Raw genomic sequence first — 22,195 nt, 5'->3', positions numbered from 1 at the left:
TCCGCGCTGTAGCGCTTTCTCGTCGTCTTCATTCCAGTCCATTCCTCAGGTCAGGCTGAGCTTATCACCCTGTCCAGAAAAACGGCACCACCTCAGGCGTCGGAGCGACATATGCGCCTTCTGGCGCTGATGGTAGCCACGGCCTTCTTCATGGAGCAGCTCGATTCGACTGTGCTGGTGACGGCATTGCCCGATATCGCGCAATCGCTGGGAGCAGATCCGCTACGCGCCAATCTGACGCTCACCGCCTATCTCGTCAGCCTGACGGCTTTTCTGCCGGTAAGCGGCCGTGTCGCCGACCGGTTCGGGATGCGCAACGTCTTCTGTGCAGCGATCGCGATCTTCACCGTCGCCTCGCTGCTCTGCAGTCTTGCGACCACCCTTGGCGGTCTGGTCGCTGCGCGCTTCATGCAGGGCATCGGTGCCGCGATGATGTCGCCGGTCGGACGCCTGCTATTGCTGCGTTCGGTGCCCAAGGCGCAGTTCGTCTCGGCCATGGCCTGGGTCCTCACCCCGACAATGATCGCCCCGATCGCGGGGCCGCTCGTTGGCGGGTTCCTCACGACCTATGCGTCGTGGCGGTGGATCTTTTTTATCAACCTGCCCATCGGCATTCTTGGTATTGCCATGGCTTGGTGGCTGGTGCGTGACGAGGTTCGCCCGGCGCCGCGCCGCTTCGACTGGTTCGGAGCGCTGCTTTGCGGAACCGCCCTGTCGGGCACGGTGATCGGGCTTGAACTGCTGGTTCATGGCCTCGGGCCCCAATCCCTGGCTTTTTTGCTGCTGCTTGCCGGACTGGCCGCGGCGACAGGCTATTTCTTCCACGCGCGAAGACATCATGCGCCGCTGGTAGATCTCACGCTCCTGCGGATCCCGACATTCGCGATCGCGACATGGTCGGGCATATTTTTCCGCATTGCGATCGGGTCCTTTCCCTTCCTGCTGCCGATGATGCTCCAGCTGGGTTTCGGTATGTCCGCCTTCGAAAGCGGGTTGATCACTTTCGCGGGCGGTGTCAGCGCACTGGCGGTCAAGCTCACTACGATTCCGATGCTCCGGCGCTTTGGATACCGGAACATCATGATCGTCAACAGCATCGCTTGCGCTGCCTTCCTGGCGTTATGCGCGGCGTTCAGGCCTGCGTGGCCGATCGCAGCATTCTATGCGGTGGTCTTGCTCGGCGGCTTCGTCCGGTCGCTTCAGTTCAACGCGCTCGGTACGATTGCCTTTGCCGACGTCTCCAGCGCACGGATGAGCGACTCGACCAGTCTTCACAGCGTGGTCCAACAATTTTCGGCGATGCTCGGGATATCGCTTGCGGCCGCGCTGCTCGCGCTTTCCATGAACGCGCGAGGAGCGCATGCGGCAGGGCTGATCGATTTCTCGGTCGGCTTTCTGTCGATGGCTTTGCTCGCCATGGTCTCGGCAGCCTTGGGTCTGCGTTTTGCGCGCGACGCGGGGGCCGAATTGAGCGGCGCTCGCTATCGCTGAGCTGAACTCGCGCTTGCATCTGGGCCCTATCCCAAAGCCCGTACCGATGTCTCGTCTAGGGTTTCGTGGACAAAGGGCAACCAGAGCAATGCTGAGGCGAGGCTGGCGGCGATCCATGAGCATCCGGCGGCTGTGGACGGGATCATCTATCCCTCGCGTCTCAACAACGGGGCCAATCTCGCCATCGATGATCGCGCCGTGCCGCGCATCGGACCGGTGCTCGATCGCTTCCAGGTCGCCTTCCCGGATGCTTGTCCCTGCCGCCGAAGGGCCATCCCTGACGATCCGTGCGACGCCGCGCGCCGCTATTCGAAAAATCTCATCATGAGCGACCGCTCGTGCCGTCCTACTTCGACGCGGCTGCACCAGATCCAGCGTCCAGGGGGGAGGGGATTGCTTCAACCTGTCGGCTGTCGCGGCGCGCGTTCGAGGGGCGGTTGAGCGAAGCCGGCGCTCTGCTGCCCGCCGGCTTGGATCATATGATCTCATCGTGGCGGCGAGGCTCGAGTTTCACCCCTTGAACGAGCTTTTCGTGGCTACAAGGTGCGCACGGGCTCCTTCTAAGCCGCGATCCCGAGCAGCGCGGCCGCGGCGCAGGCCGTGACCGATACGATAAGCAAGCGCCGAAGCAATGTTTTCGGGCGTGGTTCGGGGCGGACGATTGCGACCAGCGGGATGGCGATGGCGGCGAGCCAGAAGATCGCGATGAGCGGCGCTCCATTGCCAAGCAGGATACGCGCGAGGAGTGTGAGCGCGAGTGCGAGCGGAACGCCCCAGATCACCCCGTCCCAGCCGGCGCGCAGCCGCGGTTCATGGAGGCCGCGCCGCTGGCGCTTGCCGAGCCAGATCGAAGTGCCGGTTGCGACGACGATGGTGAGTGCGAAACCGAACAGGACATAGGCAATCTTCACCGGCAGGCCGCCATAATTTCCGAAGTGGAGATTATATGTCGACGCCGCGAGCTGTTGCCCGAGGTGGCCGTCGGAGAGGCCGACCTTGCCATGATAGCTGCCGTCGGCGCCAAATTCATAGGTCTCGCCATAGATCAGGCGGCGCGGATGCTCGGCGATGAGCTGCGTATGTTGGCCGCGCGTACCCGGGTCGTGGAGGATCACATAAGTCAGGCGCGCGTCGGGTTCATTGTGCGCGAGCCAGGCGAGGGGCGCTGCGATGTCGGCGAGCGGCGCCGGGCGAGCATCGGCGGCGTGCTCCTCCCCGAAGATCGGCGCGTAGGCCGCCTCGATGTCATTCTTGTAGAAGGCTCCGGCGAGACCATAGGCTCCGACAACGCCGAGGCCGATCATCGATCCGGTGACGGCAATCGCGAGCGAAAAGGGCATGGTCCAGACGCCAAGCCGATTGTGCCAGTCGGCAAGGCCGACACCATGGTTGTCGCGCGTGCGCAGACGAAAGGCGTCGCGGAAGATGCGCGGGTGGGCGACGAGGCCCGACAGTGTGAGCGCGAGGATCATCACGCCGAAAATGCCGACGATCGTCATTCCGACGAGTCCCGGGATGTTGAGCGCATAATGGGCGCCGAGCAGAAACTCGGACCAGCTATTCTCCTCCGGCCCGGCGATCTTGCCGTCGGCATCGATGTGAACCGCCTGATGGTCGGTGGTGATCGTGCTGCGCGGCAGGCCCTCGACCGGCATGTGAACATAAAGATGAGTGGTGCGAGGCTTGTTCTTTTCGGCTGCGAGAACGGAAGCGACGGCATGCTGAACGGCTTCGGGGGCGATGGCCGTCATTTCCGGCGCATCGGGCTGCTCGATCCGCTGCCATTCCTGGTAGAATACGACGAGGGTCCCGGTGAGGCAGATGAGATAGAGGAGCGCCGAGGCGAGGAGGCCGATCGCGGCGTGCGCCGAGAGCGCACGCTGGACGGCATCTTTTGAAATGGCGAGCCTCATAGCGCGCCTCCTACGAGAGTGAGGACGAGGCCCCCAGCCGCGGGCGCAGCGAGGCATATCAGTTGCGCGCGGCGGGTCGACAGCATGAGAAGCCAGAAGGCGAGGGCGCCCCACAGGAGAGGGAGAAGCAGCAGCGCGATCGCATTGCCGTCGGCGTCGTTCAATCCCGCCATGGCGAAGAGGGCGCGCGCGCCGAGCGCGGCCAGCAGGGAGGCTGCGAAAGCGAGCGGTATGGTGAGGAGGAAGGTGATGAGGCGGCGGCCGATATGACGGGGTTCGCCTGGTTCGGGAAGCGCATGCGCTTTCCGCTCCGAGGCGCGCGCCTTGCCGCGCGGCGACGTCCACGCCGCATGTGCGAGGAGCAGCGCCGCGCACGCCATGCCAAACAGCGACGCGACGGCGAGGCCCCATGCGCCATCGCCTGCGAGCGCGAGCAGCGAGCCGAGGAGCATCAGCGCCCAGCCCATGCCGTTCGCCAGAACCGAGCGGCGCGAAAGGCCCCATGCGCGGCGAAGTTGGAGCACCGCGGCGATGATCGCTGCAGCGCCGAGCCAGACGAGAGGCGCGGGGCCAATCACCGGAAGCGGTAGCCGACCGTTGCCATCACATTTCGCGGCGCACCGACAAAACAGTCGCCGCGCGCCAGGCACGATGCGAAAAACCGGTTGTTGAGCAGGTTCGTCGCATTGACGGCAAATCGCCATTGTCCCCAGCTGACTTCGGCCAGCGCATCGACCGTCGTGTTGCTGGGCGTGACCAGCGACCAGGCCGGACCCGTCGAGCGGCGCTTGCCGGTATAGACGACCCCCGCGCCGAGCCGCAGCTGCGCATCGCCTTCAAGACCGAACGTCTTGGTCGACCAGATCGAGGCGATGTGGCGCGGGAGGTAATCGAGGTCGGTGTTCACCTCCGACTTCAGCTTGTTGTAGCCATAGTTGACGAGGAGGTCGAAATTGCCCGGCAGCGTGTGGCTCGCCTCGACCTCGATCCCCTTGGTCGTGAGCTCGCCCGACTGCGCGGTGCCGCCGCCCGCGAGATAGAGGACGCGGTTGCGCTCCTTCACCCGGAAGGCCGTGACGGTCACCAGCGTGCCGGAGCGCGGATGCCACTTGAAGCCGGCCTCCCATTGTTCGCCGGTCTGGGGCCGGAAGGGATCGCCGACGCTGCCGTCGGCATTTTCGTTGCGCCCCGCGATCGGCAAGAAGCTTTCGGTGTAACTTACAAAGGGCGAAATCCCGGCACCGATGTCGCCGATGATCCCGGCCCTGAAGGTCGTCGCATTATCCTTGTTCCCCGCCGAGGATGTCACGCGGTCGCGCCGCGCGCCAAGCACGACCGAGACCCGGTCGAAGAAGCGGATCTGGTCCTGGACATAGACGCCGAGCTGCTTCTGGGAGTCATAGGCGAAGGGGCCGGTGGGATCATAGGTCTGCAGCGCGTCATAATCGATGTCGTAAAGGTCGATGGTCTCGAACCCGAAGACCCCGCGCTTGCCGACCTTGTTCCAGCTATAGTCGATGCCGACGAGCAGCTTGTGTTCGACATTCGCGCCGGTGTTGAAATCGAACTGGAGATTATTGTCGGTCGAAAAAACATTCATCCGTGCGTCGCTGGCATCGGCGTAGAGACCGATCGTCCGGCGGTCGGTTCCATAGACCGAAAAGGGATCGGTCGGGTTGCTGTAGCTGTCGGCATAATGGGTGAAATATTCAAGGTCGCTGTCGATGTAGCGCGCCTTGAGGCTGAGGCGCACCGCATCGGAAAAATCATGCGTGACGCTCGCCATGCCCTGCAGCGAGCGGCCGGCATAGCGGTCCCAGCCGGGCTTGCCGACAAAGGTATAGCGGTCAAGGTTCCCAGGCGCGCCCGGGTTCGGGCGGAAGGTGCCGATGATCGGCAGGAATTGCGAGGTCGAACCCGTATCGTCCTCCTGGTAGAGGCCGGTGAGGATGATGTCGGTGTCCGCGCTCGGCTGCCAGCGAAGCGATGGAGCGAACATCACCCGGTCGTCGGGAACATGATCGACATAGGTGCCGGCGTCGCGCGCGCGCGCGACCGTGCGGATGGCAAGGCTGTCGCTCAGCGCAAGATTGACGTCCGCGAGCACTTCCTTGCGGTCGTAGCTTCCGTAAACGAGGCTCACCTCGCCCTGCGTTTCAAAACCGGGGCTTTTCGACACGAGGTTGACGAGACCCCCGATCGAGCCTTGTCCGAACAGGACCGATGCCGGACCGCGGACAATTTCGACGCGCTCGAAATTATAGGGATCCGAGGTGATGCTGGCGTAGTAGGAGAATATGTCGCGCATTCCGTCGCGGAACTGCAGCGCATCGATCCCGCGCACGTTGAAGCCGTCGACACGCGTATCGCGGCCATAGGGATTGGCAAGCACGCCCGCGGCATATTTGACCGTGTCGCTGATATTGATCGCGCCCTGCGCCTCATATTGGTCAGCGGTGATGATCTTCACCGGCTGAGGCAATTCGACCAGCGCGGTTTCGGTCTTGGTGCCGGCATAGCCAGTCACGACGATCGACCCCTGATCCTCGGCTTCGGCTGAAGCTGCATCCGCGGCGAGGGCGTTGCCGCTGGCCAGCGCTGCGCCAAGAAGCAAGGCTATACGCGCGTTTTTCAATTTTCATTCCCCTGGACTGCGATCGAATCGCACGCTCACTAATGCGATGCAGTCTCATTAGCAACATTTGCATTTGCTTTGCCATTTCTTCTGCGGGATCGGTGGACCCTTGTCGAAGCGCATTTTGCCCAAGTTCAGCGAGCGCAAGCGCTCGCATTTGCCCGCCGGAGCGGCCGGAATATTCAGGGGCACGCAGTGCAACCGCGACGCCCCCCGAACGGCAAGCCTGAGCGCCGCAATTCCTCCGCCGGGAAAAATGGGACGATGAGGATTTTCTAGTCGCCCAGCCAATCGGCTGTGATCTGTCCTCTATGCCCCTCCGGCGCCAGCGCGGCGCGGAGGGCCTCCAGCAGCGGCGGTAGCGCCTGGGTAAAGGCGTAGGGCGGGTTGATGATGAAAAGGCCCGCGCCATTGTAGATATCGCGTTGGTCGCTGTCGTAGAGCCAATGCTCGACCATGAGAAACTTCGGGATACCGAGTTTTCGCAGCTGCTGCTTCCACCGCTGGTGCGTCTCGCGCTCCTTGAGCGGATACCAGATCACGGTCACGCCATGCGCCCATTTGCGGTTTGCGGATGCGAGGGTGGCGGTAATGCGGGCGCGTTCATCGGTCTGCTCGTAGGGCGGGTCTACCACCACAACGCCGCGCGCGGTGCGCGGCGGCAACATCGCCAGCCAGAGCTCGTAGGCATCGCGCTGATGCACAGCGGCGGATGTGCCGCGCATTGCGCGGCGCAGCGCATAGACGTCTTCGGGATGTTTCTCGTTGAGGATGAGAAGATCCTGCGGACGCAAAAGCTGCGCCAATATTCGCGGCGATCCGGGGTAGTAACGAGGCTCGGCCCCTGGATTTACGGCCATCACCGCGGCGCGGTACTCCTCCAGCAAGGGGCTCGGCTGGGCAAAAACCCTTACGACCCCCTGACTAGCCTCGCCGGTGCGCTGGGCGTCCTCACCGCCAAGGTCGTAGAGCCCGCAACCGGAATGGGTGTCGATGAGAGTCAGCGCGCCCGGCTTTTGCTGCAAGGCCCTCACGAGGGCGATCAGCAGGCTGTGCTTTGCGACATCGGCGCTATTGCCGGCATGAAAGCTATGGCGATAATTCATCCTGATCTTGATCCTGGCGACCTGCCTGCATGCGCTCGGCTGGGCGCCGAAGCTGCGCGCGATACCCAAAGCAGCTGATCGCGGACCCGTACAGAATCAGAGAGAAACCTTCAAAAGATTCTGCCAAGCGCCTCAAAGCCGTCATCGAGAGAGCCGGCAGGGACACGGCCGCATAACCGGGCGGCGCCGAGACATCACGGTAAAATTCTTGCCTTTCCGATACATGCGGAAAAAAATCCCGCGAGACTTCTTATTGCAGGGCCGCCGCACTTTGGTGCGATAAAGCTGCAAATGCTCATGACGCGGTCACGCGTCCGTCGGAGCGTCCGCGAGAGCCTCGATAATCGCGCCGCAGAAGTCGGGCAGATCGTCAGGACAGCGGCTGGTGATAATCTTCCCATCCACGACGGCTGGGCGGTCGAGGAGCTTTGCGCCGGCGTTGATCATATCGGTTCGTATCGACTTGTAGCAGGTCATCGACCGGCCCTTGGCGAGGCCGGCCTCGATGAGGAGCCAAGGGGCATGACAGATGGCGGCAATCGGCTTTTGCGCGCTGGCGAACGCCTGAATGAGCGCGATCGCATTTTCCTCGACCCTCAAGAGATCGGGGTTGATCTGGCCGCCGGGAAGCACCAGCGCGTCAAAATCGTCAACGTTCGCATCGGCGATCAATAGGTCGACGTGGACGGCATTTCCCCAGTCGCCCTCGTCCCAGCCATTTATCTCTCCATTCTTCAGCGAAGCCACACGGACCTCTGCTCCAGCCTCTCTGAGCTTGCTGCGCGGAACCTCGAGCTCGGACTGCTCAAATCCGTCGGTGGCCATGATGAGAACGCGGCGATCGGTGAGAGGGGCGGGCATGGGCTATCCTTTTCGCAGAGCTGTGGGGACTGGGACGCCGCATCCCCTTCGGCAGCGAAGCCGGGCCGTGCGGGAGCGACGGCCCGGCCCAGAAGAGCGCGGCATGAGCGCTCGCCTGTAGCTGAAAATGTTCATCTTCTGCCCCAAGGGGAGAGGGCCTCATGAAGACGCGGCAGGCGGGGCCATTGTTCCCTTCATTGCGGCTCTAATTCATGCGTTTAACCTATGTTGTGAAAGGCTTTTCCGAACCGCAAAAGAAGTGGGAACGAAGTGGTAGTTCTGGAGTTGCGAAGATGGTGGATCCCTCCCATCAGGGGTGCCGGCGACCGACGAACCCCTCAGTCGCCGGCACCCGACTCCTGTGAAGGCCCCCCGATGGGCGCTCGCGGCAGTGTGAAATCGGGCGCCCCACCATCTGCAACCCCCGACGATCGTTGATTCCTGGTCCGCGGGCGTCTTTGGCGGATGTAGATCCCTCGCTGTCCAACGGTGAACGCGCGCGCCTCATGGGCGCGGCGCGGCGTACGCGCGGCCTTAAAGGCGCGGGGGATCGGCTCGCAATCTGCAAAGGGGAGGGGCGCTGTCGATCGCGCCGGGCGGGGACTGGGTGAGCGCCGGTCTGATGGCCGGACGGCGCGTCCCGATCGATCGGCGCATGGCGGCGGACACCCTATATGCCGGCCGGTTCGAGGCGCTTCTGCAGAAATGAGAGGGTCAGGGTGTCGCGGTCATCAGGGGCGCGGTCGATCCCCGGTGAATCCTGATCAGCATGCTGCCGAGCCCCGCAGCGGGAATGACTTTCATGCGGTCACTGCCGATGCCGCGGTCATCGAGCATATGCGCCAGCGCCTTGGCCTGCGCCTCGTCCCCCGCAATCTCGATGGAAGCGGCCGGAGCCCCGCGCAGGATCGTTGCAAGATTGGCCGCCTGACCAAGTCCCCGGCGCGTGAATCTGGGCCGATCCTCGACAAAGCCGGCAAAGATGAACTCGGCCTCGGCCCCCTCGCGCGCGGCCAGCCAATCGGCGACCGCGCGGGAGAAAGACCCTTTCGGCGCAACGAAGGTCGAGCCATCGGGCAGGGAGACAAGCCCGTTTGCCGGGCCGTCCGTGGGTGCGGCCTCGACGCTCTCTGCGCCGCAGGATTGCAGCGACAGCGCAGCTGCGCCAATGAACAGGACGGATGTCACCAGTATCAGGGGCCGCGCCATAACATCTCCTTGCCCCGCTCGAGACTTGAAACGCGCGGGGGCATGAAGATGTTGCAGCCGTCTCCCCTGCGCGGCGCTGCAGCCGATGGAGAGCGGGCGCCATGAAGCATGGACGGATCTGTGCCGAGCCGCCGCGCGCCTGCAGGGTGCGGCGGCGCCTTAAGCGCGCGGAATGATTTTCCTCGTTTTGAGATCCTTGAAGATTTGCAGGAACATCGCCCTGCTATCGACATATTCGTGAAAGCCAAAGCGCCGCGCTTTGGAGCCGTCGGCGATGACGTCATAATCCCAGCCGAAAACGAAATCGCCGAACCGCCACGAGGAAACGTCCGAATAGGAATTGGGCGCAAGCTTGTAGCGCTCGACCATGCGCTCCCAAACCGGTGCCTTATCTGCCATCACATCTGAAAGGGGCATCGGCAAAGGGGGAGCCACTTCAAGGTCGAAGGCGCGGGCGATTTCGGGCCACATCTCGCTCCATCGGAACATGTCGCCATTGTTGATGTTGAAAGCCTGGTTGGCGCACTTGGGATCCGTCGCCGCCCAATGTGTGGCGCGCGCAAGAAGGTTGGCGTCGGTCATCTCGATCAGCCTGTCGTATGCTTTTGGAGTTCCGGGGAAACGCAAGGGCAGCCCGAGCTCCTTGGAGATCGCTGCATAGACCGCGATCACCATTGCAAGGTTCATCGGATTCCCGACCGCATAGCCGCAGACCACCGACGGCCGGATCGCGGACCAGGACCAGCGCTTGCCTTGCTGGCGAGCACTGAGCCACTGCTGTTGGTCGACATTGAACTCAGGCGGCATATGCGGGGGGTCATCCTCGCGGGCCGGGGTCTTGAATGGGCCAAGATGCGCGCCATAGACCTTATAGCCTTGCATGAGGCTGACATGCTGCAAGCCGGGCGCGACCGCCTCAATGGCGCTCACCGAATTGGCGAGCATCGCAAGGTTCGGTTCGACGAGTTCAGACCAGCTGGGCCTGTCCTGATAGGCAGCATAGAAGACATGCGTCACGCCGGTCAGCTCTCCGAGCGCATTTTGCGTGGCCTTCGCGTCGAGAAGGTCGACCGAGACGTGCCTCGCGCGCGCCGAAGCCGGCGCGGCGCGCCGCGACAAGCCGATCACGTCCCAGTTTCCGAGGTCTTCAAGATGCCGGACGAGATTTCGCCCGATCACGCCCTGCGCTCCGACGACGAGGGCCAAGTTGCGACCGTCCATATTTCAGCTCCTTTACGTTTGAGAGGAGCGTAGGCTGTGCGCCTGAGATGCATCAGTGCTATTGTGGGCAGACCGGATCTGCAGAAATGCACAGGCGTGAAGGGTCCTCAGACATGGCGCGAAGCCGAATGGATTGGTCCGACCTCCAGTTTATCCTGGCCGTTGCCGATCGCGGATCGCTGGGCGCTGCGGCAAGGACGCTCGGGGTCAATCACACGACTGTGCTTCGGCGGATCCAGGCGTTCGAGAAGGCGCATGGCGTTCGCCTCTTCGATCGATTGCCCTCGGGCCATGCTCTCACCGGGGCAGGGGAGGCCGCCCAGGACATTGCGCGGTCGATCGCCGAATTGGTCGAAGAGCTTGAGGGCCGGATCGCGGGTGAGGACCTGCGGCTTGAAGGCACGCTTCGCATCGCCACAACCGACACCCTCATGGCGTCGATCCTGCCGGGGATCCTTGCAGCCTTTCAAAAGGAGCATCCCGCTGTCGAGATGGATGTCTCGGTTGGATCGGACCTCGCAAATCTGGGAAAGCGCGAGGCTGATGTCGCCATTCGCGTCACTGCGGCGCCGCAGGAGACGCTGATCGGACGAAAAATCGGCGTGGTCGCCATGGCAGTCTATCGCACCGCAGCGGACGAGGCGCCCCTTGCTCAAATGCCGGCACTACTCAGCGAGAAATGGGTGGCGCTTTCGGGCGATCTTGCCGGCACCTCGGTGGGGCGGTGGATGCGCGCCAATGTTGGCGAGGGGCAGATCGCGTGCCGGATCGACAACTTTATTTCCCTCGCGCAGGCCGCAGCGGCGGGAATGGGCCTCGCTGCCCTTCCGGTCTATCTCGGCGACTACGCACCGGGACTGAGGCGCGCATCAGCTCCTATCCACCTGAGGCCGATTCCGAGCCTCTGGATATTGAGCCACAGGGATCTCAAGCGATCGGCCAAGGTGCGCGCCTTCGTGAATTTCGGCGCCGCCGCGCTCCTGCGCGAGCGCAAGCGACTTGCAGGGTGATCATCCTGTACGTCGCTCGGCAATAGCCATTAAGGCAAGCTGCCGAGGCGCGCCAGATCGGGATCGGAGGCGAGGCAAGGCCGCGTCGCGGGGCGCCGATTTGCCGGTCGCGAACATAAACTGTCCTCAATCTGGTTCTATCTTTGGAATATAATTGAAATTGCCCGCGTTCTGCGCACGATGTCTCGCGATCGATCACCTTGTCCAGCGGTGATCTCCGTCGCCGTCGGGCCGCCCATTGAGAGGGCCCTGGCCCGCCGGCCCTGACGAGGAGCGGTGCCGGTCGTCTGGGTTAGCGACTGCAGCCGTCGCCGCCATGGGTCGCTATGCCGACAATGGACGCCGCGCACGCATTCGCGCACGACGTCACACGGGTGAAGGATCTTGCAGGTTTTTCCGACCTGCTCGCCGAACTTTGCGGCCGGCTCGGCTGTCGCTGGTTCGCGCTCAGCCATCATGTCGATTTTCTTGCCGCCCCAGCGCGGGGCGTGCGGATCCATAATTATCCCGAGGAATGGGCTTTGTGGTTCGACCAGCACCGCCTTGGCCTTTCCGATCCGATCCACCGCGCGAGCCGCCGCGGTCTTGCGGGCTTTTTCTGGCACGATTACGCGCGCTTTACGCAGCGCCGGGCGAGCGACGAAATCATATTGACCGAGGCGCGTCGCCACGGGATCGGGCCAGGATTGACGGTGCCTGCGCATCTTCCCGGGGAGGCGCATGGATCGGTGTCCTTCGCCTGGACGCCGGACGGAAATCCGGATCCGCAATCGCTTTGGTTCGCGCGGATGATCGGAGGCCTTGCTTTCGAGGCAGCGCGGCGCCTTGTTCATCCCGAGATTGCCGCAACGGGTCCAAGGTTGACCGAACGCCAGCGTGAGTGCCTGATATGGACGGCGTGCGGCAAATCGGCATGGGAGACCGCGACCATCATGGGGCTGCGCTATGATACGGTGAAAGAGCATCTGCGTAACGCCCGGGCGCGCTATGATGTGACGGGCTGCACGCCGCTCACCATTCGGGCGCTCTTTGCCGGCGATATCTGTTTCGGCGATCTTGCCGGGCTCTGACACCCCCCGATCGTGGTATGGCGGCGCGCCGCCATGTTCTTCAATTGGAGGGCCTCTTTTCAACAAGGAGGTCTTTCATGCTGCTGATTGTCGATTCTTCTAACCGAGCGCATGCGCACCATGCGCTCCGCACCATGTTCGAGGCGCGCAAGCGGGTCTTCATCGATCTTCTCAAATGGGATCTGCCCGCACTCGCAAATCGGTTCGAGATCGATCATTTCGACGACGAACATGCGATCTACCTTATCGTGACCGATGGGGAGGCGAACCACCTTGCCTCCGCACGGCTGCTTCCGACGACCCGGCCCGCCCTTCTCGATAGCCTCTTTCCCTGGCTCGTCGCGGGCGAAATACCGCAAGGGCCGGGCGTCTTCGAGATTACGCGCTTTTGTCTTGCGCCCGAGATCGGTGCGAGCCGGCGACGGGCTGCGCGCGATGCGTTGCTCGCCGGGCTCGTCGATTTTGCGCTCGACAAGGGCATTCATAGCTACACGGGCGTCGCTGAGCTGACCTGGTTCCGCCAGATCCAAAGTTTCGGCTGGGACTGCCGCCCGCTCGGCATGCCGATGCTGCATCGCGGGAGCGCGCTCACCGCGCTTCGCATCGATATCGATCGCGACACGTCGGCGCGCCTCGCAGCTGCCGGTATTGCGCCCGCTGCCGCCCCGGCGCGCGCGGCTTGAGGGAGGGCGGAGATGTTCAAGGATCGAGCGCGTAATCTCGTCATGCCGCAAAGGCCCCCTGCCTATCGGAAACTGGCGGACGAGGGCTATGTCATCCTCCGCGAAGCGCTACCGGCGCCAATGATCAACGCGCTTTCTGCAGATCTTGAGGCGCGCTTTGAAGCGACGCCCTTTTGTCAGGGAAGCTTTTACGGCGCGCACACGAAGCGTTTCGGGCGCCTCCTGATCCGCTCGCCCCATATGGCCGCGCTTATCATGCACCCCGACATTCTGGCGCTCGCCGAAGCGGCGCTTGGGCGCTGGTGCGATCGTCTGCAGCTCAACCTTACCCAGGCGATTGCTGTTCACCCTGGCGCGCTCGCGCAATTTCCGCATCGCGACCAGGACATGTATGGGGGCGCGAAGGGTGAGACCGAATATCTGATCAATGTGATGTGGCCGCTCACCGCCTTTACCGAGGCGAATGGCGCCACCCGGATCTGGCCGCGCAGTCACGGCGCTAAGGCGCTCGGCGAAGAGCCGAAGGGGGCGAGCGCGATTGCCGAGGCGGAGCCTGGCGACGCAATCATCTTCCTCGGATCGGTGCTTCACGGTGCCGGCGCCAACATCAGCCGCGAGGTGCGCCGCGGCATCATTGTGAGCTACTGCCTGGGCTGGCTTAAGCCCTATGAAAACCAGTGGCTGGCCTATCCCCCCGAGATCGCGCGGGACTTTTCAACCGAGCTCGCCGCGCTCGTGGGCTACGCGCAGCACCGGCCCAATCTCGGCAATTTCGAGGGCCAGTGTCCCTCGGTGCTGCTGCACGGACAAGCCGACGTCCCGCTCGCCGCGGTCGATGCGCTGCGCCCTGATCAGGAGGCGCTGCTCAACGATTTCGTCGCGAGCCAGCGCGCTATGGAAGAGAGCGGAGGTGCTGCATGAGCCCGGGCGCGACGATGCAAAGGGTCTATATCGAACTCAAGGCGCGGGTTCTTGCAGGAACATTTCCGCCTGGGTCGCGCCTTGAGCCTGCGCAGCTCGCCACATCGCTGGGCGCAAGTGCTACGCCGGTACGCGATGCGCTTCATCGCTTGGCAGGCGAGCGCTTGATCGAGAGCTGGCATCAGGAGGGCTTCCGCCAGCCCATACTCGCCGAGGCTGATCTTTGCGATCTCTATAGCTGGGCTGCAATGCTCCTGGCGCTCGCCCTCAAGGACCGCCCGTCGCATCAGGCCGCCGGCGGGCTCTTCGAGCTGGAAGAGCGGCCAAACTATGGCGAGGCTACCGAGTCGCTCTTTCGGACCATAGCGATGAGCGCCGACAACCAGGAACTTCGCGGCGCGCTCATCAACGCGATCGAGCGAAGCCAGATTCTTCGGCGCGCTGAAGTGCGGGTGGACCAGGCATCCCGGGGCCTTCTCGCCGCAATGGAGGAAGATTATCGCTTCGGGCGCTGGACTGGATTGCGCAGCAAAATCACTAGCTTCCACCGGCGCCGCGTCAGACAAGCGGGGCGGATCGTCGCCGAACTCAGGCCGCGCACTGATCCCCTCCGATAATATTGAGCCAATAATCGACCGATCGGAGCTGTATAAAATTCCTATACGGGCCGCGGATTCTAGCTTCGACGGTGCCGCAATTTCGCGGCATTCCAAAGGAGAACGATCATGGATCGTGAAATCAATGAACTGATCGAACTCGGCAGCGTCAGCGCCGACACCGCAGGTCTCGTTCGCTTCGGCGCCGAGATCGGCGGTAAGGAAAAGGACTTGGGCCTGACAGAGGACTGATCCCTAAATGTGGGAGGCGGACCCCTCGGGTCCGGCTCCCTCTTGTCGGAGCGGGTGAGATGGCCTGGCAAATGGCTCCCGGCACGGGATACTGCGAGATTGGCGGCGAACTCGTGTTCCTCGACTTGGCGCGAGACAAGTATTTCTCGCTCAAGGGGGAGGACCGTGTGGCCTTCGAGCGGCTCCGCGCGGGCGTACCGAATGATAGTGAGGCAATATCGCGCTTGATAAGAACGGGACTGCTGGCAGAGGGGAGCGGAGAGGCTGCCTTGAACCCCGCCTCGGTCGAGATCCCGATTCACGATCTTGCAGCATCCGACGCATCGTTCAGTCTCCGGATGGCGCTAGCGTCGGCGACTGCCTTGCAATGGGCGCGCCGGTCGCTCCAGCCGCATCGGCTCGCGGAGACCATCAAAACGCTGCGTATATCGAAGCGGCGCATCGGCGTTCCTGCGACCGAGGCAGCCGCCGCGGATATTGCATCGCGCTTCGCCGCAAGTAGATGGCTCATGCCTGTGCCGCCGCGGTGCCTCGTTGACGCACTCGCGCTCGACCGGATTCTGCTCTCGCGCGGCCTGGCAGTGAGCCTGGTTTTCGGCGTCCTGCTCCATCCCTTCCGGGCGCATTGCTGGCTGCAGACCAACGAACGTGTCCTCACGGGAAGCGCGGCCGAAGCGCGGAGTTTCAAGCCCATTCTGGTCGTCGAGTGAAGCGCGGCGTCATCGCCTTCTTTGGTGAGGTCGGACACGTCCCGGAGATCGCCCACTGCGCGAAGCGGCATGGATTGAAGCCGGTTGTTGCGGGAGTCGACTATGCCATATTCGCAGGAGAGGCCTTGCCTCGGCACAGGACGCCCGACGGGAAAATATCCGTCGGCGATATCCATTCTCGTTCGGGCGCTATCGTTCGTTCGCCGCAGGAGGGATGGGGCAATTATTTGGCATTCGGATGCCGCGGTGCGATGCGGACAATCGATCGCGCGCCGCTTACCGGAATGCCGCTCTATTGGATGAGGCATGACGCCGGAATGGTTTGCGCCTCGCACCTCGACCTACTTACCGATCTTGTCCCTATGTTCGCGATCGACTGGGAATTCGTCGCGCACGCGCTCTTGTTCATGAACTGGCGGACTGACAGGACTGGAATCTCTGGACTGTCCGAACTTCTGCCAGGAACCGGGCTACTGTTCGATGGGACCCGAACCAATCTACGGACGAACTGGTCGCCATGGGAACATATTGCCATTGACCGCGATGTGTCGACCCATGCTCATGCGCTGAAGCACTCGATCTTGCGCAGCGTCGCGGCATCAAGTGCGTCGCGCCCCGAGATCGTGGTGGAGCTTTCGGGTGGGCTCGATTCCTCGATCGTTGCTGCGTCGCTGAAAATGGTCGGGGCAAATTTCTCGGCAATCACATTCGCAACGCCCGGCGCGGATGGTGACGAGCGGCATTTTGCGCGCGCCGTGGCCGCGCGCTGCGAGATCGAACTTGTCGAAATCCAGCACGGCGACGAGGAGATTGATCTCATTGCGCCGCCCGACAGACTGTCGCCGCGACCCGGCGCCTATTCGATCCTCGGTGGCGTCGATCGCGCCTTCTCGGTGGCTTTTGGGAGTCGCGACAGGGCGATCTTCGGAGGGATCGGAGGCGACAGCGTATTCGGTCTCGATGGCAGCGTCGCGCCGATCCTCGACGCCTGCGCGACATTCGGATTCGGTCGCCGCGCCCTTGAAACGCTCCGCGACGTGGCGCGTGCTGGTGATGCGACGATCTGGCAGGCCCTCCGGCTTTCCGCGCGCGCGTAGGGCGGGGCGCCGTCTGGGAGCCCGTCGCGATGCGACATTTCTCGCGCCTTGCGTAAGGAGCCAACAGCATTTCACGCACCCATGGGATGTAGGTGAAGAAGCCGCCTCGCAGGCGCGTATCAACCACGTCCAGGCGATCCATTATATTCTTGACTTTCTGGATCGGCCATCGCGATGGCACGACGCCGATGTTGTGGCCCCTTTGCTATCGCAGCCTGTTGTCGAACAGTGTCTCTCGATTCCGAGCTGGCGCTGGTTCGCCGGTGGGCGCGATCGAGCGATTGCCCGCGCCGCTTTCGCGGCCAGTCTCCCTGCCGAAGTCGCATGGCGGCGCGGCAAGGGGCGGCTGGAGTCGATGTGCGCAGCCGCCTATCTGCGGCAACGCCCACTTCTGCGTGACCTTCTCCTTGGCGGACGACTAGCCGAGCAAGGACTACTCGATGTTACGGCGATCGAACACTATCTCACCCGCGATCTGGCGGAAGGCGACTTTGACTATTTCCGGTTAATCGAAATCGGTGATATCGAGCGCTGGGTGCGGGCGGTCGAGGCGAGAGTGTCCCGGGGTCCGAGCTTCGACCAGCGCCGATATTGATCGGCTTTAGCCGGGCTCGAGTTCTTCTCGCCTTTCAGCCAATAGCGAAACCAGTCGAGATTGCGCTCATAGACCGCGAGTTTCTGTCGCGGTTCGACCTTCACATGCGGCGCATAGGGGAAGATATGGGTTTCTCCCATGCGCGCGGTGGCCAGCCTGCTGACGAGCTCGATCGACAAACGGGCCTCCTGTTCGGGAAACTGCATCAGGATCGGCGCTTTGATCCGGTCGATGTTGCGCGCGGGCGAGAGCGCCTTCCATCGCGCGGGAGTTTCGTCGGGCGCGCCGAGATCCCATGTCTTGCGTAAGGTTTCGGCGAAGGTCTCGCGGCCGGGGCGCGCGTTGAACCAGTAATAGGTGGGCTCCATCTGGACCGACGCGATCGATATCGCCTTGAGAAGATCGCTGTGCATCGCCGTCCACATCGTAACTTCGCTGCCGAAGCTGAGGCCGCCCATACCGACCCGCGCCGCGTCGACGATCCCGCGGTCCGCGAGGAGTTCGACCGCCGCCTCGACCGCGGCGGTACCGCGCGCGTAGCGCTTGTTGCCGCCTTCGCCGGGCACCGCGTTGACGCAAAGCGCCGCGATCCCGTGCGCGGCCATTGCCCTGAGCGGCCATTCATCGCCGACCCCGCCGCGCAGATAACCAGCGCAATTATAATAGGTGACGAAGAGCGGCAGCCGTCCGGGGAACTTCGGGCGTATCAAGACGCCCGACGCACGGCTGCCGCTCACCTGCCAAGCGATCGTTTCGACAAGGAGCCCATCGCGGTCAGGATTGGGATAGGGGTTAGGAGAAGCGATCACGCGCTTTTTGCCGCTCCAGTCGATCCGCACGAGGCGTGGCGGGATGTCGGGGGCGGCCTCGATGCAGAAGACAGCGCCGGTCGCCGCGGCGCACGGGTCGAAATCGAATCGGCTCCCCGAAAGAAGCCCCGGGGACGATGCGAGCAGCTTCAGATCGCGCGTCAAGGCCGACCAGCTCAGAAGCGACTGGCGATAATCGGCGTCGCGAAGCGCGACCAGCGCGTCGCCCCCGGCGCGCGGCAGCCACCACGACAGACGCGGCGCTTCAGCGGGGCACCCCAGCTTGGTCTTGCACACGCCCCGCGCTTCGACAGCGGCGCCGATATCGGTCGGGAGGTCGCTCGTGAGCAGCAGCCACGAAGGGGGCGGGGGCGCGAGAAGCTCGGCCTCGCCTTCGGTTGCCGGCCGCTCGCTCCCATCCAGCGTACGTGTTTCGGTCTTGCGCGGTAGCGACGCAAGCAGCGGGGCGCGGTCGAACCAGTCGTTCGAAAATCGCTGGCTCGATGCCCGACCCCTGATGAGCGCGCCGCGAAACAGCGGCTGCGCGAGATCGGTGTGGCCATCGACGAGGATTCCCGTCTCGCGTTCGTGCTCTTCGGCGCGCGCGATCCGGTCGCGCGCCGGGCCTTGGCGCGTCACGAGCGACCCATTCGCGCCGAACGCAAAGGCTTCGATATCGCCTTCGCCCGCGGCGATCAGCTCGAAACCCGAGCCATCGACGGGGCTCGACCAGAGCGCGATCCGGCCATCGATGAGCGCGCGCACGACGAGATGCCGGCTGTCGGACGACCATTTGGCTTCGCCCGGCGCGACGACGCCGGCATCGTCCCACCAGGCTTCGCCGGTACGGCCGAGATGGAGCGGCGCCGCCGAACCGTCGGCGGGCACGATATACCAATCGACGTCGATCCGGTTGGTGAGCGTCGACGGGCGTTCGACCCGGTAGGCGATCCACTGGCCGTCGGGCGACGCGGCCAGGCCCGAGATGTCGGCGATTTCGGCGATCGCGCGCGGCGTGACCTGGCCTGCGGCGGGTGGTGTCGCGGCCAGCAGGGCGATCAGCAGGGCGGCGCGGCTCACCACCGGATCAGCGCCTGCACCGACATCATCCGTCCAACCGGGCTCGCCTTTTCGGGATCATAGCCGAGCCCCGACGTTTGGCTCCTGTTGTTCACATAGGGCGGATCGCGATCGAAGAGATTCTGGATCGCGAGTCCGAGCTGCACGCCGCGCCCGTTCGCCGCGCCGCCGCCTATGCGCTGCGTCAGCGTCAGGTCGATCGTCGTCCAGGACGCCACCCGCTCGATCGGAACGACGATCTGGTTGGTGTAGCCATCGGTGTAGTTGATGAAGGCGTTGGCCGAAAAGCCGCCCTTCGCCCAGCCGAGTCGGCCGCGCAGCCGCCATTGGACCGGGCTCGCGTAGAGGCCGACGAAGTCGCTCGTCGCCGATCCCGGCGAGAGCTGCTTCACGATCGAAAAAATATGTGTCCCGCTGACGCCGAGATCGAGCGTCCCGCCCAGAGCCTCGGGCGCATAGCCGATGTCGAAGTCGATCCCCTTCTGATGCTCGCGTGCGAGATTGCGCGTCTGTCCGTCGAGGATCGCCGCGACCTGGGTGGGCGCGATGCCGATCGGATTGCTGAAGGTCGGCTGGTCATAATAATATTGCACGAGGTCGAGCGGCGGATTGTCGATGACGACGCCGCCGAACACTTCGCGGTCGGTGAGGAAGCGGAAGTAATCTTCGGAGAGCGTCCCGATCCGGTCGCGATAATCGACGTCGAAATAGGTGAGAGACGCCTTGAAGCCGGGCAGGCTCGGCGGTGCGATGTCGAAACCTGCGGTCCAGCTCGTCGCCTTCTCGGGCTCGATGTTCGGAGCATAGCCGAACAGCGCGAGAACGTTGGTCTCGCCCGTGGGCGACGCCGGGTCGGGAACCGTGAGCGTCGAATAGACGGAAACCGCTGGACCGACCAGCTCGTCGAACTGCGGTGCGCGAAATGAGGTGCCGTAGGAGCCGCGGAGCGTGAATCCTTCGATGGGTTCCCAACGTACGCTGAACTTGGGGTTCTCGGTGCGGCCGAACTGATTATAGTCCTCGATGCGTCCCGCGACCGTCAGGTCGAGCCGGTGCAAGCCGGGCCGCGCATTGTCCGCGCCGAAGACCGGTACTAGCATTTCGGCGTAGATCGACCGGACGTGCCGCGGTCCGGGAAATCCCGGATAGGGGCCAGAGGTCGGGGTGAGGGTGTTGGAATCGAGGATCCGGTAATAATCATAAGCCTCGCGCCGATATTCCGCCCCGACAGCGAGGCGCACGTCGCCCGCTGGCAGGCGAAAGAGCGGCCCGTCGCCGCGGAGCGCCGCCGACCAGGTCCTGAAGTCGTCGATCGTCGTGATACTTCCGCGGATAAAGTCGATAGTTGCCGGATTGTTGGCGTTGCCGTCTCCGAAGACATTGAACGCGGTCGCGGGATCGGGGTCGGCGAGCGCCAGCGCGAGGCGCGCGCTGTTGACGATATTGCGCGAGCTCGCCTTGCCCTTCTGAACCCCATAGCTGCCCCCGAGCTGGATTCGCCAGGCGCCAAGCTGCTTTTCGAGGCCGGCCGAAGTCGAGATCGCACGGACGCGGCCATCATCGATCTGCGGGCCGACATCATTCACGAAACTGTAGAGGACCTGCACCGGCTCGCCGGTGCCGATCGGATCGACATAGTAGGGGTTGGTGACCGGCACCCGCGCGGTGCGGAACGAGGTCACATTGCCGGTGCGGCGGAATTTGCGCTGCGCCGCGAGCAGATTGGCGCGAAGCGTGAGGCCATCGGTCAGCTCGAATTCGGCCGCCGAATAGACGCTGTGGACGCGCTGGCGCGGAAGCAGGTCGCTGTCGGCACGGTTGTCCCGCAGGTTCTGGACGCCGGGAAGCAGCGCGTCGGCGGTCAGGCCACGCCCGTCCTGGCCCGCGGGGATGCCGAAGATCCGGCCGTCTGCGGCGCGGATCGTGCCTGGGCTCGCATAGATCGAGCGATAGTCGGGACCGCCCAGCGGTCGTAAATCCTCGCGCGCGAAAGCGCGTTCAGCGGCCGCGAGCGCGCCGCGGTTTGAAAATTGATAGGCGAGCACGAACCGGCCTCTGTCCCACGCCTTGCCGATGATCTGGCTGAACTGGACGTCGGTCATATCGCCATCAGCCGTGCCGATGCGAAGCATCGTCTCAGCCCCCTCGAAGCGATTGCGGAGCCGGACGTTGACGACGCCGGCGACGGCATCCGCGCCGTAGATCGCGGAGGCGCCGTCCGTGAGAATCTCGATCCGCTCGACCGCGCTCATTGGAAGCAACGAAATATCGGCGAGCACGCCTCCGGTGCCACCGAGCGCCGGACGTGCGCCATCGATCAGCACCAACGTCGAATTGGTCCCGAGCCCGCGGAGATTGATGCTCGATCCGAGCGTCGCATCATTGCCTGTGCCATTCCGCGTGGTCACGCCGGTAGTCGTCTCGTTGGAACCACCCATGAAAGCCTGGGGGAGCGACTGGAGCAATTGCTGGACCGTCGCGTAACCGCTCTTCTCGATTGCTGCACGATCGAGCGTGACTATGGGCGAGCCGACGGGGCCGGCGCCGCGAATGCGCGATCCAGTGACGACTATGGCCTCGCCCGCTGCGTTGGCGGGTTCATCGAGCTGTGCAGCGCCGCTTTTAGGCTGAAGCACCCAGCTGCCCGCAACGTTATCGGTGACGAGCCCAGTCCCGGCGAGAAGTCGGGTAAGCGCCGCATCGGGTGAGAGGCGGCCGCGAACGGCGCTGCTGCGCCGTCCCTCGAGAAGCTGCGAGGCGGCGATCACGTCGCGACCCGTGGCCTCGGAGTAGGCGCGCAGCGCATCGGCGAGCCGCTGCGCAGGGATATTAAATTCGGTCTCTGCGGTCTGTGCCTTCGCGGTGGGGGCGCTAAGCGCAAGGCAGCTTCCGGTTGCCAGCAGAGCGGCCATAAAAATCAGTTTCATCCATCCCTC

General features: G+C 63.8%; 19 protein-coding genes. 10 read left to right on the top strand and 9 right to left on the bottom strand.

Annotated features, from left to right (window positions below; translation table 11 throughout):
* Nucleotides 1–111 precede the first annotated feature (111 nt).
* Nucleotides 112–1,491: an MFS transporter gene (locus B5X69_RS13705; RefSeq protein ID WP_079639268.1), complete on the top strand. Its 1,380-nt coding sequence runs from the start codon at nt 112–114 to the stop codon at nt 1,489–1,491.
* 560 nt (nt 1,492–2,051) lie between these two features.
* Here the strand turns inward: B5X69_RS13705 and B5X69_RS13695 are convergent.
* The 7 genes from B5X69_RS13695 to B5X69_RS13665 all read right to left on the bottom strand — a co-directional run bounded on the left by B5X69_RS13695 (nt 2,052) and on the right by B5X69_RS13665 (nt 10,436).
* Nucleotides 2,052–3,404, bottom strand: coding sequence for a PepSY-associated TM helix domain-containing protein (locus tag B5X69_RS13695; protein ID WP_079639266.1), 1,353 nt, complete (start codon nt 3,402–3,404; stop codon nt 2,052–2,054).
* The gene (locus tag B5X69_RS13690) at nt 3,401–3,982 is read right to left on the bottom strand and encodes a hypothetical protein (RefSeq protein ID WP_079639265.1); all 582 of its coding nucleotides are present in this window, start codon (nt 3,980–3,982) and stop codon (nt 3,401–3,403) included. Before B5X69_RS13690 ends, B5X69_RS13695 begins: the two co-directional genes overlap by 4 nt.
* Nucleotides 3,979–6,039, bottom strand: coding sequence for a TonB-dependent siderophore receptor (locus B5X69_RS13685; protein WP_079639264.1), 2,061 nt, complete (start codon nt 6,037–6,039; stop codon nt 3,979–3,981). The genes B5X69_RS13690 and B5X69_RS13685 overlap by 4 nt, the downstream gene beginning before the upstream one ends.
* 275 nt (nt 6,040–6,314) lie before the next feature.
* Nucleotides 6,315–7,145 (bottom strand): 23S rRNA (adenine(2030)-N(6))-methyltransferase RlmJ, encoded by an 831-nt coding sequence (locus B5X69_RS13680; RefSeq protein ID WP_079639281.1) that lies wholly within the window; start codon nt 7,143–7,145, stop codon nt 6,315–6,317.
* 306 nt (nt 7,146–7,451) lie between these two features.
* Entirely contained in the window at nt 7,452–8,006 is a 555-nt protein-coding gene (locus B5X69_RS13675) for a type 1 glutamine amidotransferase domain-containing protein (protein ID WP_079639263.1), read from the bottom strand.
* 714 nt (nt 8,007–8,720) lie between these two features.
* Nucleotides 8,721–9,215, bottom strand: a complete 495-nt coding sequence (locus tag B5X69_RS13670) for a hypothetical protein (protein ID WP_079639262.1) — start codon at nt 9,213–9,215, stop codon at nt 8,721–8,723.
* Nucleotides 9,216–9,374: 159 nt separating this feature from the next.
* Nucleotides 9,375–10,436: an SDR family oxidoreductase gene (locus tag B5X69_RS13665; RefSeq protein WP_079639261.1), complete on the bottom strand. Its 1,062-nt coding sequence runs from the start codon at nt 10,434–10,436 to the stop codon at nt 9,375–9,377.
* 128 nt (nt 10,437–10,564) lie between these two features.
* On the opposite strand from B5X69_RS13665, the gene B5X69_RS13660 reads away from it, so the two are divergent.
* The 9 genes from B5X69_RS13660 (at nt 10,565) to B5X69_RS22440 (ending at nt 17,370) form a co-directional block, all read left to right on the top strand.
* The gene (locus tag B5X69_RS13660) at nt 10,565–11,446 is read left to right on the top strand and encodes a LysR family transcriptional regulator (RefSeq protein ID WP_176141614.1); all 882 of its coding nucleotides are present in this window, start codon (nt 10,565–10,567) and stop codon (nt 11,444–11,446) included.
* Nucleotides 11,447–11,772: 326 nt separating this feature from the next.
* Nucleotides 11,773–12,516, top strand: a complete 744-nt coding sequence (locus B5X69_RS13655; RefSeq protein ID WP_079639259.1) for an autoinducer binding domain-containing protein — start codon at nt 11,773–11,775, stop codon at nt 12,514–12,516.
* A gap of 77 nt (nt 12,517–12,593) precedes the next feature.
* A complete protein-coding gene (locus tag B5X69_RS13650; RefSeq protein WP_079639258.1) occupies nt 12,594–13,199 on the top strand; it encodes an acyl-homoserine-lactone synthase in 606 nt (201 codons plus the stop codon).
* Between the two features lie 12 nt (nt 13,200–13,211).
* Nucleotides 13,212–14,120 carry a phytanoyl-CoA dioxygenase family protein gene (locus B5X69_RS13645; RefSeq protein WP_245798743.1) on the top strand — a complete coding sequence of 303 codons (909 nt, stop codon included), beginning with the start codon at nt 13,212–13,214 and terminating at the stop codon, nt 14,118–14,120.
* 14 nt (nt 14,121–14,134) lie between these two features.
* Nucleotides 14,135–14,737, top strand: coding sequence for a GntR family transcriptional regulator (locus B5X69_RS13640; protein ID WP_176141613.1), 603 nt, complete (start codon nt 14,135–14,137; stop codon nt 14,735–14,737).
* 108 nt (nt 14,738–14,845) lie between these two features.
* A complete protein-coding gene (locus tag B5X69_RS22270) occupies nt 14,846–14,968 on the top strand; it encodes a hypothetical protein (RefSeq protein ID WP_281250937.1) in 123 nt (40 codons plus the stop codon).
* A gap of 59 nt (nt 14,969–15,027) precedes the next feature.
* Complete coding sequence (locus B5X69_RS13635; RefSeq protein ID WP_079639256.1) at nt 15,028–15,678, top strand: lasso peptide biosynthesis B2 protein; 651 nt, start codon at nt 15,028–15,030, stop codon at nt 15,676–15,678.
* 251 nt (nt 15,679–15,929) lie between these two features.
* The gene (locus tag B5X69_RS13630) at nt 15,930–16,775 is read left to right on the top strand and encodes an asparagine synthase-related protein (protein WP_176141612.1); all 846 of its coding nucleotides are present in this window, start codon (nt 15,930–15,932) and stop codon (nt 16,773–16,775) included.
* The gene (locus B5X69_RS22440) at nt 16,732–17,370 is read left to right on the top strand and encodes an asparagine synthase-related protein (protein ID WP_425441516.1); all 639 of its coding nucleotides are present in this window, start codon (nt 16,732–16,734) and stop codon (nt 17,368–17,370) included. The genes B5X69_RS13630 and B5X69_RS22440 overlap by 44 nt, the downstream gene beginning before the upstream one ends.
* Here B5X69_RS22440 and B5X69_RS13620 read toward each other — a convergent pair.
* Together B5X69_RS13620 and B5X69_RS13615 are read right to left on the bottom strand one after the other, a co-directional pair.
* Nucleotides 17,271–19,262, bottom strand: coding sequence for an Atxe2 family lasso peptide isopeptidase (locus tag B5X69_RS13620; RefSeq protein WP_079639254.1), 1,992 nt, complete (start codon nt 19,260–19,262; stop codon nt 17,271–17,273). The genes B5X69_RS22440 and B5X69_RS13620 overlap by 100 nt on opposite strands.
* The gene (locus B5X69_RS13615) at nt 19,256–22,186 is read right to left on the bottom strand and encodes a TonB-dependent receptor (protein WP_176141609.1); all 2,931 of its coding nucleotides are present in this window, start codon (nt 22,184–22,186) and stop codon (nt 19,256–19,258) included. The genes B5X69_RS13620 and B5X69_RS13615 overlap by 7 nt, the downstream gene beginning before the upstream one ends.
* Nucleotides 22,187–22,195: the final 9 nt, after the last annotated feature.

The organism is Sphingopyxis flava (assembly GCF_900168005.1).
In the GTDB taxonomy this organism is placed as follows: domain Bacteria; phylum Pseudomonadota; class Alphaproteobacteria; order Sphingomonadales; family Sphingomonadaceae; genus Sphingopyxis; species Sphingopyxis flava.
This window is presented reverse-complemented; position numbering and strand designations above follow the sequence as displayed.